This window comes from Streptomyces sp. NPDC001544 (assembly GCF_042894285.1).
In the GTDB taxonomy this organism is placed as follows: domain Bacteria; phylum Actinomycetota; class Actinomycetes; order Streptomycetales; family Streptomycetaceae; genus Streptomyces.
In genome coordinates, this window is record NZ_JBIAVN010000009.1 from 38,313 (window position 1) to 54,068 (window position 15,756).

General features: G+C 72.2%; 17 protein-coding genes and 1 pseudogene. 9 read left to right on the forward strand and 9 right to left on the reverse strand.

Going from position 1 to position 15,756, the window contains the following annotated elements:
- Positions 1–5 precede the first annotated feature (5 nt).
- Positions 6–152, reverse strand: a complete 147-nt coding sequence (gene mmpA, locus ACFY0F_RS22790; protein WP_388797889.1) for a morphogenic membrane protein MmpA — start codon at positions 150–152, stop codon at positions 6–8.
- Between the two features lie 110 nt (positions 153–262).
- Positions 263–961, reverse strand: a complete 699-nt coding sequence (locus tag ACFY0F_RS22795; RefSeq protein ID WP_388797179.1) for an endonuclease V — start codon at positions 959–961, stop codon at positions 263–265.
- Between the two features lie 62 nt (positions 962–1,023).
- On the opposite strand from ACFY0F_RS22795, the gene ACFY0F_RS22800 reads away from it, so the two are divergent.
- Entirely contained in the window at positions 1,024–1,320 is a 297-nt protein-coding gene (locus ACFY0F_RS22800) for a YciI family protein (RefSeq protein ID WP_388797182.1), read from the forward strand.
- A gap of 9 nt (positions 1,321–1,329) precedes the next feature.
- On the opposite strand, the gene ACFY0F_RS22805 is transcribed toward ACFY0F_RS22800, so the two are convergent.
- Together ACFY0F_RS22805 and ACFY0F_RS22810 are read right to left on the reverse strand one after the other, a co-directional pair.
- On the reverse strand, positions 1,330–1,668 hold the full coding sequence (locus ACFY0F_RS22805; RefSeq protein WP_388797185.1) for a plasmid stabilization protein: 339 nt from the start codon (positions 1,666–1,668) through the stop codon (positions 1,330–1,332).
- Between the two features lie 71 nt (positions 1,669–1,739).
- Positions 1,740–2,792: a WD40/YVTN/BNR-like repeat-containing protein gene (locus ACFY0F_RS22810; protein ID WP_388797892.1), complete on the reverse strand. Its 1,053-nt coding sequence runs from the start codon at positions 2,790–2,792 to the stop codon at positions 1,740–1,742.
- A 251-nt stretch (positions 2,793–3,043) separates the two neighbouring features.
- Here ACFY0F_RS22810 and ACFY0F_RS22815 point away from each other — a divergent pair, with 251 nt between their 5' ends.
- From ACFY0F_RS22815 to ACFY0F_RS22830, 4 genes are all read left to right on the forward strand, one after another.
- On the forward strand, positions 3,044–3,460 hold the full coding sequence (locus ACFY0F_RS22815) for an SsgA family sporulation/cell division regulator (RefSeq protein WP_388797188.1): 417 nt from the start codon (positions 3,044–3,046) through the stop codon (positions 3,458–3,460).
- Positions 3,461–4,116: 656 nt separating this feature from the next.
- A complete protein-coding gene (locus tag ACFY0F_RS22820) occupies positions 4,117–5,742 on the forward strand; it encodes an ABC-F family ATP-binding cassette domain-containing protein (protein ID WP_388797192.1) in 1,626 nt (541 codons plus the stop codon).
- Positions 5,743–5,876: 134 nt separating this feature from the next.
- Positions 5,877–6,653: a dimethylargininase gene (ddaH, locus tag ACFY0F_RS22825; RefSeq protein WP_388797194.1), complete on the forward strand. Its 777-nt coding sequence runs from the start codon at positions 5,877–5,879 to the stop codon at positions 6,651–6,653.
- 238 nt (positions 6,654–6,891) lie between these two features.
- On the forward strand, positions 6,892–7,866 hold the full coding sequence (locus ACFY0F_RS22830) for an acyl-ACP desaturase (protein WP_388797197.1): 975 nt from the start codon (positions 6,892–6,894) through the stop codon (positions 7,864–7,866).
- 195 nt (positions 7,867–8,061) lie between these two features.
- On the opposite strand, the gene ACFY0F_RS22835 is transcribed toward ACFY0F_RS22830, so the two are convergent.
- Positions 8,062–8,307: a WhiB family transcriptional regulator gene (locus ACFY0F_RS22835; RefSeq protein ID WP_388797200.1), complete on the reverse strand. Its 246-nt coding sequence runs from the start codon at positions 8,305–8,307 to the stop codon at positions 8,062–8,064.
- A gap of 281 nt (positions 8,308–8,588) precedes the next feature.
- Between ACFY0F_RS22835 and ACFY0F_RS22840 the strand changes: the two genes are divergently transcribed.
- Positions 8,589–9,377 carry a VOC family protein gene (locus ACFY0F_RS22840; protein WP_388797202.1) on the forward strand — a complete coding sequence of 263 codons (789 nt, stop codon included), beginning with the start codon at positions 8,589–8,591 and terminating at the stop codon, positions 9,375–9,377.
- A 16-nt stretch (positions 9,378–9,393) separates the two neighbouring features.
- On the opposite strand, the gene ACFY0F_RS22845 is transcribed toward ACFY0F_RS22840, so the two are convergent.
- On the reverse strand, positions 9,394–10,434 hold the full coding sequence (locus ACFY0F_RS22845; protein WP_388797205.1) for a LacI family DNA-binding transcriptional regulator: 1,041 nt from the start codon (positions 10,432–10,434) through the stop codon (positions 9,394–9,396).
- Between the two features lie 106 nt (positions 10,435–10,540).
- Positions 10,541–11,560 (reverse strand): non-homologous end-joining DNA ligase, encoded by a 1,020-nt coding sequence (ligD, locus tag ACFY0F_RS22850; RefSeq protein WP_388797208.1) that lies wholly within the window; start codon positions 11,558–11,560, stop codon positions 10,541–10,543.
- Positions 11,561–11,633: 73 nt separating this feature from the next.
- Here ligD and ACFY0F_RS22855 point away from each other — a divergent pair, with 73 nt between their 5' ends.
- Positions 11,634–12,698, forward strand: a complete 1,065-nt coding sequence (locus tag ACFY0F_RS22855) for an ATP-dependent DNA ligase (protein WP_388797211.1) — start codon at positions 11,634–11,636, stop codon at positions 12,696–12,698.
- A 21-nt stretch (positions 12,699–12,719) separates the two neighbouring features.
- Here ACFY0F_RS22855 and ACFY0F_RS22860 read toward each other — a convergent pair whose 3' ends face one another.
- Positions 12,720–13,901, reverse strand: a complete 1,182-nt coding sequence (locus ACFY0F_RS22860) for a zinc-dependent alcohol dehydrogenase (protein WP_388797214.1) — start codon at positions 13,899–13,901, stop codon at positions 12,720–12,722.
- Positions 13,902–14,040: 139 nt separating this feature from the next.
- Positions 14,041–14,505, reverse strand: a complete 465-nt coding sequence (locus ACFY0F_RS22865; RefSeq protein ID WP_388797895.1) for a MarR family winged helix-turn-helix transcriptional regulator — start codon at positions 14,503–14,505, stop codon at positions 14,041–14,043.
- A 296-nt stretch (positions 14,506–14,801) separates the two neighbouring features.
- On the opposite strand from ACFY0F_RS22865, the pseudogene ACFY0F_RS22870 reads away from it, so the two are divergent.
- Together ACFY0F_RS22870 and pcaH are read left to right on the forward strand one after the other, a co-directional pair.
- Positions 14,802–14,969 (forward strand): annotated as a pseudogene (locus tag ACFY0F_RS22870) (3-oxoadipyl-CoA thiolase); the annotation flags it as partial.
- Positions 14,970–14,978: 9 nt separating this feature from the next.
- A complete protein-coding gene (pcaH, locus tag ACFY0F_RS22875; RefSeq protein ID WP_388797217.1) occupies positions 14,979–15,752 on the forward strand; it encodes a protocatechuate 3,4-dioxygenase subunit beta in 774 nt (257 codons plus the stop codon).
- Positions 15,753–15,756 lie beyond the last annotated feature (4 nt).

A 15,756-nucleotide genomic window follows, 5' to 3' on the forward strand; every position in this document is an offset into this window, starting at 1 on the left:
TCCGCTCACAGGGACCACCCGAGCACCGTGTACAGCATGCCGCCGATCCATCCGACGCCCGCGAGCACGCACAGGACCAGAGCGGCCGTCACGGCGCGCTCGACGGGCCGTTCGGGGTCCGTCAGGGGCTTCGGGGAGCGGCGTGTCGTCATGCGGTGCGTCGTCATGCGGCAGAGCCTGCCGCCGGTCGTCGGCGGCCACATCCGTACACGTACTCAGACGGCGTACCCGGTCCCTGAGTACGTGGCAGGGCCGGCCCGCGCTAGCGGGCGTCCCGGGTCGCCTCGCGCAGTGCGCGGCGGCACAGCGCGTCCGCCCGGCGTGTCGTCTCCGGGAGCCGGTAGGCCGGGGTCAGGGCCAGCGTGTGCGCGCAGGCGTTGTCGAGGCTGATGCGGTGGCCGACGGAGACGAACACCGGCTTGACCGCGTCCCGGGTACGCAACGCGCGCCCGACCTCCTCGGTGCCCGCCAGCAGCGGGGAGCCGCTGCCGCGCGAGAGGGCCGGGTCGTCGTAGGTGAAGGTGAACGGGTTCTTGGCGACGCCGATCGTGGGCAGCCCGGTGAGCACACCGAGGTGGCAGGCGAGGCCGAAGCGGCGCGGATGGGCGAGGCCGTAGCCGTCGCAGACGACCACCCCGGGCGGGCAGGGCAGCGCTTCGAGGGCGGCCAGGGCGGCCGGGACCTCCCGGAAGGCGAGCAGCCCGGGCACGTACGGGAAGCGGACGCGGCCGACGGCCGTCGCCTCGGCGACCACCTCCAGGGTGGCCCCGTCGAGGACGACGGCCGCCGCCGCGACCAGGTCCCTCTCGTCGTCGTAGGCCACGTCGACGCCGGTCACACGGCCCGTGCCGGGGCGCGGCCCGGGCTCGTCCAGGACCACGCGCCCACGCAACTCGTCCTGGACGGCGCGGGCCTCTTCCTCGGTCGCGGGCCAGTCCGCGGGCATCCGTACGGTCGTCATGGTGATGCCGAGCGTACGGGCCCGCCCGCGGGGACGGCAGCCCCGGGGGTACGCTCGCGATCATGTTCGTACTGGAGCTGACCTACACCGCCCCGCTCGAGGCCGTCGACGCCGCTCTCGAGGCGCACGTCGCCTGGCTCGACGGACAGTACGAGAAGGGTGTCTTCCTGGCCTCCGGGCGCAAGAACCCCCGCGACGGAGGGGTGATCCTCGCCGTCGCGGAGGACCGCGCGCGGATCGAGGAGATCGTCGCGGGGGATCCGTTCGTCGTCGCCGGTGTCTGCGCGTACCGCGTTACGGAGTTCATCGCCACGAAGACGGCTCCGGAGCTGGCACGCCACCGGCAGACGCTCGGCTGAGCGTCGCGGTCATCCCTTCTTGGCGTCCAGCGCGCGCTGCAGCTCGTCCTTGTTCATGTGCGAACGGCCCTCGATGCCGCGCTGCTTGGCCTCGTTGTACAGCTGGTCGCGGGTCGGGCCGTGGGAGCCGACCCGGTTGCCCGAGCGCTGACCGCCGCGCTTGCCGGACGACATGTCCTGCGTGGAGCTGCGGCTGGCGGTCTTCGACTCACCGGAGCGGGCACGTTCCTTGTTCACCGTCCGTGCGGCGATCTCCTTGGCGCGTCCCTCGCTCTCGCCACGGTCCTGCGCGCTCTCCTTGATGTGCTCGTACTGACGTTCCCGCTTGGGGCTGGAACCGCGTGGCATGTCGGTCACTCCTCTCTGATGTGGAGGACCGGGTACCCGTTCCGCCCGCGAAATCGCATGCCCGGCGCGGATCAGCGCTCCAGCCGGGCCACCCGTCCCTTCTCCCCCGCCGCCCAGCAACCCAGGTCGGGGGTGCAGTCGACGGTGTCGTACGAACCGGTGTCCAGCGTCCTCCAGGTGCGGCCGGCGTCCGTGGTGACGTCGGTGCCGGTGGGGCCGACGGCGAGGGCGGAGGTGCGGCTGTGCGGGAGCCAGGCGGCGCCCGAGCGGTAGGCGGGCGGGGGCGTCGCCGCCGGCTGCCAGGTGCGGCCGCCGTCCCTGGTGACCGCGGCGGCCTGCGGGGAGGGCTGGTCGGCGCGGTAGTCGCCGCCGACCGCGAGGCCGTGGGCGCGGTCGCGGAAGGCGAGCGCGAACACGCCGCGCGCCGGGTCGCCCGCCGGGATCGGCGTCTCGGTGGCCGTCCAGGTCAGGCCGCGGTCCGCGGAGTGCAGCACGCGCGCGTGGGCGCCGCCGCCGGTGGCCAGCCAGACGTCCTTGGACCCGGAGGTGACCAGGCACTGGCCGCTCGCCGCGAAGCCCGCCTCGCCGTCCAGCGCGGGCGGCATGCCTTCGGCGGGCAGTACCCGCCAGGTGCGTCCGCCGTCGGCGGTCGACAGTATGCGGAACCTTCCGTCGACCGGATCCCCCATCGCCAGGCCGTGGCGACGGTCGAAGAAGGCCAGGCAGTCGTAGAACGCCTTGGGGTCGGTGTTGCGGAAGGACTCGGTCCAGGTCGCTCCGCCGTCCTCGGTGCGGTAGACACGGGACGCCTCTCCCTCGCCGATGGCCAGCACCACCGCGCGCCGCGCGTCGAACGCCTCCACGTCCCGGAACTGCAGCTCCGCCGCGCCGGGCGGGGAGACGTTGCGCCAGCTCGTCCCGCCGTCGGTGGTGCGCAGTACGGTGCCGCCGGTGCCGGCCAGCCAGGCGGTCTCGCGACTGACGGCCGCCAGTCCACGGAAGCGCACCTGCGGCGCCCCGGTGTCCTTGAGCGCCCAGTGCGGCGCCCCCTGCCGCGGCGGGTGCGCCTGGGCCGGTGCGACGGTCAGCGCGGCCAGCGCCACCCCGCACACCCCCGCCGCCATCACCCCCGTACGCCGCCGCTGCCCACGTCCCGTCAGTCCCGCGTTCCCCGAGCGCCTCATGGCGGGCGAAGCTAGCCCACCGGCCCGGCCCCGTCCAGACCGCCTGTCGCGGAGCACCCGTGCACACATGCATGAACGCGGTGACAGAGGTCACTAGCGATACGTGTGCACGGAGCGGCCCGTTCCGTCGTCTCTTCCAGTGCCCGGTCCCACACCGGAAGTCCGTCCAGCCGTCACGAGGGAGCAAGGCGTTGTCCACCGTCATCGAGCAGCCCGTCGAGGCCCGCCTCGTCGCCGCAGCACCGCGTATGCCGAGCATTCCCGCCACGCTGCGCTACGACCGGCGCGACCCGTTCGCCGTCCGCATGACGTTCCCCGCCCCGGCCACGCTGGAGGGCGTCGAGGTCTGCTGGACCTTCGCCCGCGAGCTGCTGACGGAGGGAATGCAGGCACCGGAGGGCCACGGTGACGTACGGATACGGCCGTACGGGTACGACCGCACCGTCCTGGAGTTCCACGCCCCCGAGGGCACCGCCGTCGTGCACGTGCGCACCGGTGAGATCCGCCGCTTCCTGCAGGCGACGAACGACCTGGTGCCCACCGGCCTGGAGCACCTCCAGCTCGACCTGGACCACGACCTCGCGGAGCTGATGCGCGACGCCTGCTAGTCCCTCCGGGCGAACCGTGTGTCGAGCTCGCCGGAGTCGAGCCCCTCGGCCAGTGCCCCGCAGGTCCCCGCGTCCAGCAGCTCCCGCGCGGCGCGGCGGGCCACGGCGTACGCCGCCCAGGCCGATCCCGGCCCGGCACTTCCCTCGGGCGACGCCGAGTGCGGCCAGTTCCGCGACCGGCGACGCGCCCTGTTCCGCACCAGCACGTTGAGCGGCCCGTCGACGAGCGCCCTGACCGTGGGACCCCCACCTCGCTTCGCTCGCCTGCTCCGCGGTCGCCCGCAACGAGCCTCTGCCCTGCTGGTACGGCGCCTCCTCGACGTTGACGCCCACCACGCCCACCACGCCCGCCGCGAGAGCCGCCGACACGGTGTCGGACACGCCCATCGGGGCGGTCCGTAATTCCGTTGACGGCGGCCTCCGGCCCTCCTACGGTGTACAACGCTTCTGTTGCCGTCGATCGGAGAAGGACGTTGCTCGTCTGAGGTCCTGAGACACCGCGCCCCACGCGAAGTGGGTACGCGCGCGTGCGACCTCGGCGTCCGAGCCGTCCTCCGGCACAGGGTCTCTCCCTGCTCGTCCGGCTGCACTGCTACCGCCTCGCGGTGTCTCGACACGCGTTCACCCTGACCGCATCAAGCAACCGCGAGGCCCGTATGTCTTCATCCCTCACTGTCACGTCCCTGTCCTTCTCCTGGCCGGACGGCACCCCTGTCTTCGACGGTCTGGACGCCGCCTTCGGCCCCGGCCGCACAGGACTCGTCGGCGTCAACGGCTCGGGAAAGTCCACCCTGTTGAAGCTCGTCGCCGGTGAGCTCACCCCGACGGACGGCACCGTCCGGGTCGGGGGCGACGTCGGTTACCTGCCGCAGAACGTCACCCTGGACACCGCGCTCCGTGTGGACGAGGCGCTCGGCATCGCCGCGAAGCGGGTCGCACTGCACGCCATCGAGACGGGCGACGCGGCCGAGGAGCACTTCGAGGCCCTCGGTGACGACTGGGACGTCGAGGAGCGCGCCCTGGCGACCCTCGGCGAGCTGGGCCTCGGCCACCTGGGCCTGGACCGCAGCGTCGGCGAGGTCTCGGGCGGCGAGTCGGTGCTGCTGCGGCTGGCCGCGCTGCTGCTCGGCCGCCCGGACGTGCTGCTGCTGGACGAGCCCACCAACAACCTCGACCTGTACGCGCGCAGGCGGCTGTACGCGGCCGTCACCTCCTGGCCGGGCGTGCTGGTCGTGGTCAGCCACGACCGGGAACTCCTCGACCTGGTCGACCAGATCGCCGACCTGCGCGCCGGGGAGGTCACCTGGTACGGCGGCAACTTCACGGCGTACGAGGAGGCCCTCGCCGTCGAGCAGGAGGCGGCCGAACGCATGGTGCGCGTCGCCGAGGCCGACTGGCGCAAGCAGAAGCGGGAACTGGCCGACGCCCAGGTGAAGCTGGCCCGCCGCAAGAGGTACGGGCAGAAGATGTGGGACAGCAAACGCGAACCGAAGATCGTCATGGGGGCGCGCAAGCGCGCGGCCCAGGAGTCCGCGGGCAAGCACCGCATCATGCACGAGGAGAAACTCGCCGAGGCGAAGGAGCGGCTGGACGAGGCGGTGGAGGCCGTACGGGACGACGACGAGATCCGCGTCGACCTGCCGTACACGGCCGTGCCGCCCGGCCGCGACGTCCTCACCCTGCGGGACCTGGAACTGACGTACGGGCCGCGGGTCGAGGGCGCCTTCGAGCTGCGCGGCCCGGAGCGGGTGGCCCTCGTCGGGCGCAACGGCGCGGGCAAGACGACCCTGCTGCGCACGATCGCCGGGGAGCTGGAGCCGGTGGCGGGCGAGGCGCGGGCGCACGTCCCGCTGCGGTTCCTTCCGCAGCGGCTGGACGTCCTGGACGAGGAGCTGACCGTCGCGGAGAACGTGGCGCGGTTCGCGCCGGACGCCACGAACAACCGGGTCCGGGCCCGGCTGGCCCGCTTCCTGTTCCGGGGCGCCCGCGCCGACCAGAAGGCGGGCACGCTCTCCGGCGGCGAACGCTTCCGGGCGGCCCTGGCGGCGCTGATGCTCGCCGAGCCGGCACCGCAGCTGCTTCTGCTCGACGAGCCGACGAACAACCTGGACATGGCGAGCGTGCGCCAGTTGACGACCGCCCTGGAGTCGTACGAGGGCGCGCTGGTCGTGGCCAGTCACGACCTGCCTTTCCTTCAGTCGCTCGGCATCACCCGCTGGTTGCTGCTGGAAGAAGGGGAACTGAAGGAGACCGGCCTTCAGGCCCTGGAGGATCCCGCGTAGCCCCGCGTGGCGCGGCTCAGGAGGGGCACAGCAGTACAACGATGGTTTTGTCCTCGCTCAGCCGCCCTGCATGATGGCGGACCGGCGCCGCAGAGAACGGGCGCCGGACCGCCCCGCCGATACGGAGACCCCTCGTGCCCAGCAAGAAGGCCCTCGTCCGCCGTCCCAGCCCGCGCCTCGCCGAAGGCCTGGTGACGCACATCGGGCGGGAGAAGGTCGACGTGGGGCTGGCGGTCGAGCAGTGGGAGGCCTACGTCGACGCGCTGCGCACGCACGGCTGGGAGACGATCGAGGTGGATCCGGCCGACGACTGCCCGGACTCGGTGTTCGTCGAGGACACCGTCGTCATGTACAAGAACGTGGCGTTGATCACCCGGCCGGGCGCCGAGTCCCGGCGCGACGAGACCGCCGGCGTGGAGGAGGCCGTGGCCCGGCTCGGCTGCTCGGTCAACTGGATATGGGAGCCGGGCACGCTGGACGGCGGCGACGTCCTGAAGGTCGCAGACACCGTCTACGTCGGCCGGGGCGGCCGTACCAACGCGGCCGGGGTCCAGCAACTTCGGGCCGCCTTCGAGCCGCTGGGCGCGCGGGTGGTGCCCGTGCCGGTGCACAAGGTGCTGCATCTGAAGTCGGCGGTCACGGCGCTGCCCGACGGGACGGTGCTGGCGCACATCCCCAACGTGGACCGCCCGTCGCTGTTCCCGGGCTTCCTGTCGGTGCCCGAGGAGGCCGGCGCCCACGTGGTGCTGCTCGGCGGCCACAAGCTGCTGATGGCGGCCAGCGCGCCGAAGACGGCCGAACTGCTCACCGACCTCGGCCACGAGGTGGTCACCGTGGACATCGGCGAGTTCGAGAAGCTCGAGGGATGTGTGACATGTCTCTCGGTGCGCCTGCGGGAGCTGTACGCCTGACCGGGTGATCCGTTCACTCCGTCGCCCTGGGACCTGCGTGTCCCGGGGCTCTTCGGCATGCCCCGGCCCGGCCGGGCAAGGCGGCCTGATCAGCGATCTTTACACCACACTTAACCTACGGATTCGTAACCTACGGATTCGTAGCCTACAGTCACGTAGGTTCCGGCACCGCTCGCCGGTCCGGCTCCGACCGAGTCGGTTTGTTCCCCCTCCTGTTCGGCGTCCCCCTGGAGTTTCCATGACGATCACTTCCCCTCACCTCGGCAGCTCGTCCGTATGGACCGACGCGCGGCTGCTGTTCGCGCTGGAGGAAGTGGTCGAGACGGAACTGAACCGGCATCTGAAGGTCGCCAAGGACTGGATGCCGCACGAGTACGTGCCCTGGAGCGACGGCCGCAACTTCCCCGGCCACTTCGACGACGGCGAGGCCTGGGACAAGGAGCAGTCCAAGGTCACGGAGGTCGGCCGGATCGCCCTGGTGGTGAACCTGCTGACCGAGGACAACCTGCCCAGCTACCACCACGAGATCGCCTCGCTGTTCGGCCGGGACGGCGCCTGGGGCACCTGGGTGCACCGCTGGACCGCCGAGGAGGGCCGGCACGGCATCGTGATGCGCGACTACCTGCTCACCTCGCGCGCGGTCGACCCGGACAAGCTGGAGCAGTTCCGCATGTCGCACATGAGCGAGGGCTTCGAGTCCGACAACCGGCACTCGGTGCTGCACTCGGTCGCCTACGTCGCCTTCCAGGAGCTCGCCACCCGCATCTCGCACCGCAACACCGGCCACCAGTCCGGTGACCCGGTCTGCGACCGCATGCTGGCGCGCATCGCGACCGACGAGAACCTCCACATGGTCTTCTACCGCAACCTGCTCAAGGCGGCCTTCGAGCTCGCTCCCGACCTGACCATGCAGGCCGTGCGGGACGTGGTGGTGAACTTCCGCATGCCCGGCCACGGCATCCCCGGCTTCGAGCGGGCGGCGGCGCAGATGGCCATCGGCGAGGTCTACAACCTGCGCATCCACCACGACGACGTGCTCCAGCCGGTGCTGCGCTTCCTGAAGATCATGGAGATCGACGGGCTCGGCCCCGAGGGCCGTCAGGCTCAGGAGGAACTGGGCCTGTTCATGGGCGGCCTGGACGCGGAGGCCCTGAAGTTCGACGAGAAGCTGGCCGCGCGCAAGGCGCGGATGGCGGCGCGGGCCGGCGCCTGACGCCCGGCGGGCGGGGCGCACCGCACCGGTGCGCCAAGTCGTCGGCCTTCGGTATCCTGCACGCGGCGCCGGGACGGAGCGGTGACGGGCCGCCGACAGCACCGCCTCGTCGGCCTTCCGCACCACCGGGGCGGGGCGACGACCGCACCGTTCCGTCCCTCGGTCCTCACGCGGTCCGTCCCGCGGCCCGTCCCGTCACGGTGCCGTGCGCCTGAGGGCCAGCCGCTCCTTCTCCGAGAGGCCGCCCCACACGCCGAAGCGCTCGTCGTTGCTGAGGGCGTACTCCAGGCACGCGCTGCGCATCTCGCACATGCCGCAGATGCGCTTGGCCTCGCGGACCGAGCTGCCCGGCTCCGGGAAGAAGAAGTCCGCCCCGGTCTGGGCGCACAGCGCCTGCGCCTGCCAGGCGGTGTCGGCCGGGGTGATGGTTTCGATGTGCATGGCCAGAAGCGTCCCGGACGGCGAAAAACATTCGATCAACACCGGGTCAACGAGGCGTTCAGCCCCTTCGGCCGCCTGACGATGATGCTCCCCGCCGGGACACCGGCGCACGGCGGCGCGCGGAACCGGACGCGGACCGGACGCGGACCGGGAACAACGCGCGAGGTCACCGAGGAGGGCGGCGGCCCCGTCCGGCGGGCGGCGGCGTTCCGGCAGCGGTTGTCAGTGGGCGGTGCCAGACTCGGCAGTGCAGACAACGGGACCCTTCCTAGGAGGGCGACATGCTCACCACCCGTTTCGTCGACGGTGCCCCCAACTGGCTCGACGTCGGCACCCCCGACATCGACGGCGCCGTCTCCTTCTACGGCGGTCTCTTCGGCTGGCGGTTCCAGTCGGCGGGACCCGAGGCCGGCGGCTACGGCTTCTTCCAGCTGGACGGCCGGACCGTCGCCGGCGGTATGCAGACCACACCCGAACAGGGCCCGCCGTCCTGGACGGTGTACTTCCAGAGCCCGGACGCGGCCGCCACCGCCAAGGCCACCGAGCAGGCGCACGGCAACGTCCTCTTCCAGCCGACCGACGTGATGGGACAGGGTCACATGGCGGTCCTCGCCGACAAGGCGGGCGTACCGTTCGGCATCTGGCAGCCCGGGCAGACCAGGGGCGTGGACCTGGCGGGCGAGCCCGGTTCGCTGTGCTGGGTCGAGTTGTACACGCCGGACGAGGCGGCTGCCGCGGCGTTCTACCACCAGGTGCTGGGCCTGGAGACATCGGCCGTGCCCTTCCCCGGCGGCACCTACACCTGCGTCAATCCCGCCGGTGCCGGGGAGGACGCGATGTTCGGCGGCATCGTCCCGCTGGCCGGAGCCCCGGCGCAGGAGGACGGGCCGCACTGGCTGCCGTACTTCGAGGTGGAGGATGCCGACGCGGTCGTCGCCAGGGCGCAGGAGCTGGGCGGCACGGTCAGGATGCCCGCCACGGACGTGGCGGGCGTGGGCCGCATCGCCAGGCTCGTCGACCCGTACGGCGCTCGTTTCGCGGTGATCAGGAGCGCGCCGCGGGAGGGCTGAGCCGCCGGGCCGCGGGCTAAGCGGTGGCGCGTCGCACCAGTGTCGTCGGCAGGACCACGCCGGTCGGCGCGCCGGCCGCGGTGGCCTCGCCGTGGCGGTGGGGGTCCGGGCCGTCCAGCAGGAGGCGGGCCATCAGGCGGCCCATCTCCTCGATGTCCTGACGGACCGTCGTCAGCGGCGGGTCGGTGTGCTCGGCGACGGGCAGCATGTCGTCGAAGCCGATCACCGCGACGTCCTCGGGCACCCGCCGCCCCCGCTCGCGCAGGACGCGCAGGGCGCCGGAGGCGGTGAGGTCGTTGGCGGCGAAGACGGCGTCCAGCTCCGGGCAGCGGTCGAGGAGCTCCCGCATCGCCCGTTCACCTCCGGCCGGAGTGAAGTCGCCCTGCTCCACCAGCCGGGGGTCGGCGCCGCCCATGACGTCCCGGTATCCGTCGAGCCGGTCCGCCGCGGACGTCTGGTCCAGGGCCCCGGTGATGTGCGCGATCCGCCTGCGCCCGAGGGCGGCCAGATGCCGCACGGCGCTGCGGGCCCCGCCCCGGTTGTCGCTGTCCACGTACACCGCGCCGCCGGCCTCGTCGCTCCAGCCCGGCCGCCCGCCGAACACCGTGGGGACGCCGGCGCCCCGGATCAGCCCGGGCAGCGGATCGTCGAGGTGCAGCGAGAAGACGAGCGCGCCGTCGACATGGCCGCCGGCGAGATAGCGGGCCACGCGCGCGTGGTCGTCCCTGCCCTCCGTGAGCAGCAGCACGAGTTGGTTGTCGTGCGCCGTCAGCTCCTTGCTGATGCCGCGCAACTGCAGCCCGAAGAAGGGGTCGGCGAAGACCCGGGTCTCCGGTTCGGCGATGACGACGGCGACGGCGTCGTGCCGCTTCGTCACCAGACTGCGCGCCGCCTGGTTGGGAACGTAGCCGAGTTCCTCGACGGCCCGCCGGACCCGCTCGACGAGCGGCTCCCGGACGCCGTCGCCGCCGTTGACGACCCGTGACACGGTGGCCCGTGACACCCCGGCCCGCGCGGCCACGGCCTCCAGCGTGGGACGTGACGCTGTCTCGGCCAAATCGGGACTCCTCACCGGTGTGCGGATCAGGATAGCCCGGCCGCGGGCCCCTGGTGAGAGCGCTCTCGTGAGCTCCCTGAGAAGCGGTGAGGCGGAGTCCGATCCGTCAGGCGGTCCCTCCGCGCCGCGCCCGGCTCGGCTGCACCCGCTTCGGCTCCCCGGGCATCTTCGGGTACTCGGGCGGGTAGGGCAGGTCGCCCAGTCCGTGGTCGTGTTCGTCCCGGCGGGCGAGTTCGAGCAGGTCGTCCAGGGAGAAGGCGTGGTCGTCCATGTCCGCGTGCACGTCGCCGAGTTCGGCGAACCGGGCGGGCATCGTCGCGAGGTCGAAGTCCCGGGGTTGCGCGACCCCCACCTCCTCCCAGCGCAGCGGTGCCGAGACCGGGGCGTGCGGATGGGGCCGTACGGAGTAGGCGGAGGCGATGGTGCGGTCCCGTGCCGTCTGGTTGTAGTCCAGGAAGATACGGCGGCCGCGTTCCTCCTTCCACCACTTGATCGTGACGTGTTCCGGCATCCGCCGCTCCATCTCGCGGCCGACGGCGATCGCCGCGCGTCGCACCTGCGTGAAGGTCCAGCGCGGTTCGATGGGGACGAACACGTGCAGGCCGCGCCCGCCGGAGGTCTTGGGCCAGCCGAGCAGACCGCCGTACTCGTCGAGGACGGCACGCAGCTCGTGGGCGGCTCGCACGGCGTCCGCGTAGTCGGTGCCGGGCTGCGGGTCGAGGTCGATGCGGAGTTCGTCGGGATGGTCTACGTCCGTGCGGCGCACCGGCCAGGGATGGAAGGTGAGCGTGCCGTACTGAGCGGCCCACACCACGGCGGCCTCCTCGGTCGGACACATCTCGTCGGCGCTGCGGCCGCTGGGAAAGGTGATGTGGGCGGTGGGAATCCAGTCGGGCATGCCCTTGGGGGCGCGCTTCTGGAAGAACCACTCGCCGCCCACGCCCTCCGGATAACGCTCCAGGGTGGTGGGGCGGTCGCGCAGGGCGCGCAGAATGCCGGGGCCGACCGCCGCGTAGTACCGGGCGAGGTCCAGCTTGGTGAAGCCGCGCTCCGGGAAGAACAGCCTGTCCGGGCTGGACAGCCGCACGGTCCGCCCGCCCACCTCCAGCTCCACCGCATCACCCATGCGGCCACGGTAGGCGCAGCGGACACACCCCGCACACCGGGCGGCGCGCGGAATGTGCGAGCAGAATCAGAGCATGGATCTGCCGGTGATGCCGCCCGTGAAGCCGATGCTCGCCAAGTCGGTGGCGAGCATCCCGCCGGACATGCAGTACGAGGCGAAGTGGGACGGGTTCCGGGCGATCGTGTTCCGCGACGGCGACGAGGTCGAGCTGGGCAGCCGCACGGGCAAGCCGCTGACCAGGTACTTCCCGGAGCTGGTGGCGGCGGTCAGGGAGCGGGTGCCCGGGCGCTGCGTGCTGGACGGCGAGATCGTCATCGCCCGTGAGGGGCGGCTCGACTTCGACGCCCTCACCGAGCGCATCCATCCGGCTGATTCCCGGGTACGGATGCTCGCCGAGAGGACCCCGGCCTCCCTCGTGGCGTTCGACCTGCTGGCCCTGGAGGACGAGTCGCTGATGGACGCGCCGCTGACCGACCGGCGGGCGCTGCTCGCGCGGGCGCTGTCCGGGGTGACGGCGCCGGTGCACCTGGCGCCGGCGACGACGGACATCGAGGTGGCACGGCAGTGGTTCGAGCAGTTCGAGGGGGCCGGTCTCGACGGGGTGATCGCCAAGCCGCTCACCCTGCGCTACCGGCCGGACGAACGGGTGATGTTCAAGATCAAGCACGAGCGCACCGCCGACGTCGTGGTCGCCGGCTACCGCCTGCACAAGAGCGGGCCCGTGGTCGGCTCGCTGCTGCTCGGACTGTACGACGACCAGGGCCGGCTCCAGCACGTGGGCGTGTCCGCGGCCTTCCCGATGAAGAGGCGGGCCGAGCTGATCGAGGAGCTCCGGCCGCTGCGCATGGACGACGTGGCCGGGCATCCGTGGGCCGCGTGGTCTCAGGAGGCCGCCCACGAGACGGCCCGGCTGCCCGGGGCGCCGAGCCGCTGGTCGGGCAGGAAGGACCTGTCCTGGGTGCCGCTGCGGCCGGAGCGGGTCGCCGAGGTGGCCTACGACCACATGGAGAACGGCGCCCGTTTCCGGCACACCGCGCGCTTCCGCCGCTGGCGCCCCGACCGGACCCCGGAGAGCTGCACGTACGCCCAGTTGCAGGAGCCGGTGCGCTACGACCTCGGGGAGATCCTCGGGCCGTAGGGCGCCCCGGCGTCCTGCCGGTCAGGGCTGGAACAGGATCTTGACCGCGCCGTCCTGCTTGTTCTGGAACATGTCGTACGCGCGCGGCGCCTCGGACAGCGGTATCCGGTGCGTGGCGAAGTCGTCGACGCCGAGCGGGTCGTCGTCGGTGAGGTAGGGCACGATGTCGCTGCTCCAGTGGCGCACGTTGGCCTGGCCCATCCGCAGTTGGATCTGCTTGTCGAAGAGCGTGAGCATCGGGATGGGGTCCGCCATGCCGCCGTAGACGCCGCTGAGTGAGATCGTGCCGCCGCGGCGCACCAGGTCGATGGCGGTGTACAGGGCGGCGAGCCGGTCGACGCTGAAGCGTTCGGCGAGGGGGCCGCCGAGCTTGCGGGGCATCACCGCGGCGGCCTGCTGGACGAGGCGGGCGGCGGCGCTGCCGTGCGCCTCGGTGCCGACCGCGTCGATCACGGCGTCCGGGCCGCGTCCACCGGTCTCGTCACGGATCGCGGCGACCAGTTCCTTCTCGTTGTCGAAGTCCCTGATGTCGTACGTGTCCACGCCCCGTCGGCGGGCCCGCTCCAGCCGCTCCGGGACCAGGTCGAGGCCGAACACCCGCCCGGCGCCGCGCGCCAGGGCGACCCGGCAGGCCATGTCGCCGATGGGGCCGAGGCCGAGCACGGCGACGCTGCCGCCGGGCGGTACGTCGGCGTAGGCGACCGCCTGCCAGGCGGTGGGCAGCACGTCGGAGAGGTAGACGAAACGGTCATCGGACGGGCCCTCGGGGACCTTGATCGGACCGTAGTCGGCGTGCGGTACGCGCAGGTACTCGGCCTGCGCGCCGGGTACCGCGCCGTACAGCCTGGTGTAGCCGAACAGGGCGGCGCCCATGCCCTCGCTGGTGGTCTCGCACTGGGTCTGCAGTCCGGCCGAGCACATGAAGCAGTGCCCGCAGGAGATCTGGAACGGCACCACCACGCGGTCGCCCGGCTTCAGGCCGGACACGTCGGGGCCGACCTCCTCGACGATGCCCATGGGCTCGTGGCCGAGGATGTCGCCCGGGGTCATGAACGGGGTGAGCACCTCGTACAGATGGAGGTCCGAGCCGCACAGCCCGCTCGAGGTGAGCCGGATGACCGCGTCGGTCGGCTCCTCGATCCGGGGGTCGGGCACGTCCTCCACCCGTACGTCCCGCTTGCCCTGCCAGGTCACTGCCTTCATCGTGTCGCGCTCCCTTCCGTCGCGTGTGCGCGCCGGTCGCCGTTACGCGTTCGGGTTCCGGGGTGGCGCCGGGTACCCATGGGCGCCTGCGCGAACCGTGTGCGGGGAGCGCTGACCGGGGCGGGGCCCGGCAGCCGGCTCAGGGCTGGGCGGCGAGGGGTTCCGCGGGGTTGCGCAGCCCCTCGGCCGCGTCCGAGACCCGGCGGAGCAGGTCGAGGAACAGCCGCTGCTCCTCGGCGGAGAGCGGTGCGAGGAAGACCTGGTTCATCCGGGCGGTGCGCACGGTCAGCTTGCGGTGGGTGCGCAGGCCGTCGTCGGTGGGCCGCAGCAGGAAGCGGCGGCCGTCCTGCGGGTCGCGCACCTTGTCCAGCAGTCCCCTGCGGGTAAGGCGGCTGATGACCTCGGCGATCGTCGACCGGTCGAGGCCCACGCGTTCCCCGACGGTGCGCTGGTCCAGGCCCGGTTCGGCGACGAGCGCGTTCAGGACCGCGAACTGCGGCGAGGTGATCTCCTCCGAGACCATCGTGTTCCACAGCAGGTAGTGCGCCTGCTGGAGCCGTCGGGCCAGGTGCCCGGGGTGGGTGGAGAGATCCACCGCGGCCATGTGCGCTCCCGTGGTCGTCTTCATCGGTGCACTGACGATACTCGCGCACCGACGCCCCTGTCTGCCGTCACGCCTCTCCTGTCAGACCTCCTCTTGACGGTGTGGTGCTGCCGGTGGCAGCGTGTGCCGCATCTCGTCGGATGCTCAGTGCGCTGATTAATTCACGGAGATGGGGCGTCACGGATGGACAAGGTGGCCGCCACGGCCCCTGGAAGCGGTGGCCGATGTGCCGGAGGGAGCCGGTCATGAGGGACGTGTACGTCGTCGACGCCGTGCGCACCCCCGCCGGCCGTATGGCCGCGGTCCTCGGCTGCCTCACCGAACGGCCGGACTTCGACCAGGCAATCCTCGACCCGCAGGGCGGCGCCATCGCCGCCGGCCATCCGCTGGGCGCCTCCGGCCCGGGAGTCGCCACCCTCCGCATCGGCGTCGGCCAGGGCCGCGCCCTCGTCCTCGAACGCTAGGACCCCACCATGTCCCTCACCCAGCACGACATCGACCAGGAGATCGCGGCCGAGCACGCCGCGTACGAGAAGCGTGTCGCCGCCGGCGCGCCCGTGGAGCACCACCCGCGCCGCGACTACGCCCCCTACCGCTCCTCCGTCCTGCGCCACCCGAAGCAGCCGCCGGTCACCATCGACGTGGCCAACGACCCGGAGCTGGTGGAGCTGCACTCCCCCGCCTTCGGGGAGCGCGACATCACGGAGATCGACAACGACCTCACCCGGCAGCACACCGGCGAGCCGATCGGCGAGCGCATCACCGTCTCCGGCCGCCTCCTCGACCGCGACGGCCGCCCGGTACGCGGCCAGCTGATCGAGATCTGGCAGGCCAACTCGGCCGGCCGCTACGCCCATCAGCGGGAACAGCACGACGCCCCGCTCGATCCGAACTTCACCGGCGTCGGCCGCACGATCACCGACGCGGAGGGCCGCTACCACTTCACGACCATCCAGCCGGGCCCCTACCCCTGGCGCAACCACCTCAACGCCTGGCGTCCGGCCCACATCCACTTCTCGATGTTCGGCACGGCCTTCACGCAGCGGCTGGTGACGCAGATGTACTTTCCGAGCGACCCGCTGTTCCCCTACGACCCGATCATCCAGTCGGTGACGGACGACGCGGCGCGGCAGCGGCTGGTCGCGACCTACGACCACGGTCTGTCCGTACCGGAGTTCTCGATGGGCTACCACTGGGACATCGTGCTGGACGGCCCGAACGCCACCTGGATCGAGGAAGGGCGCTGACCCG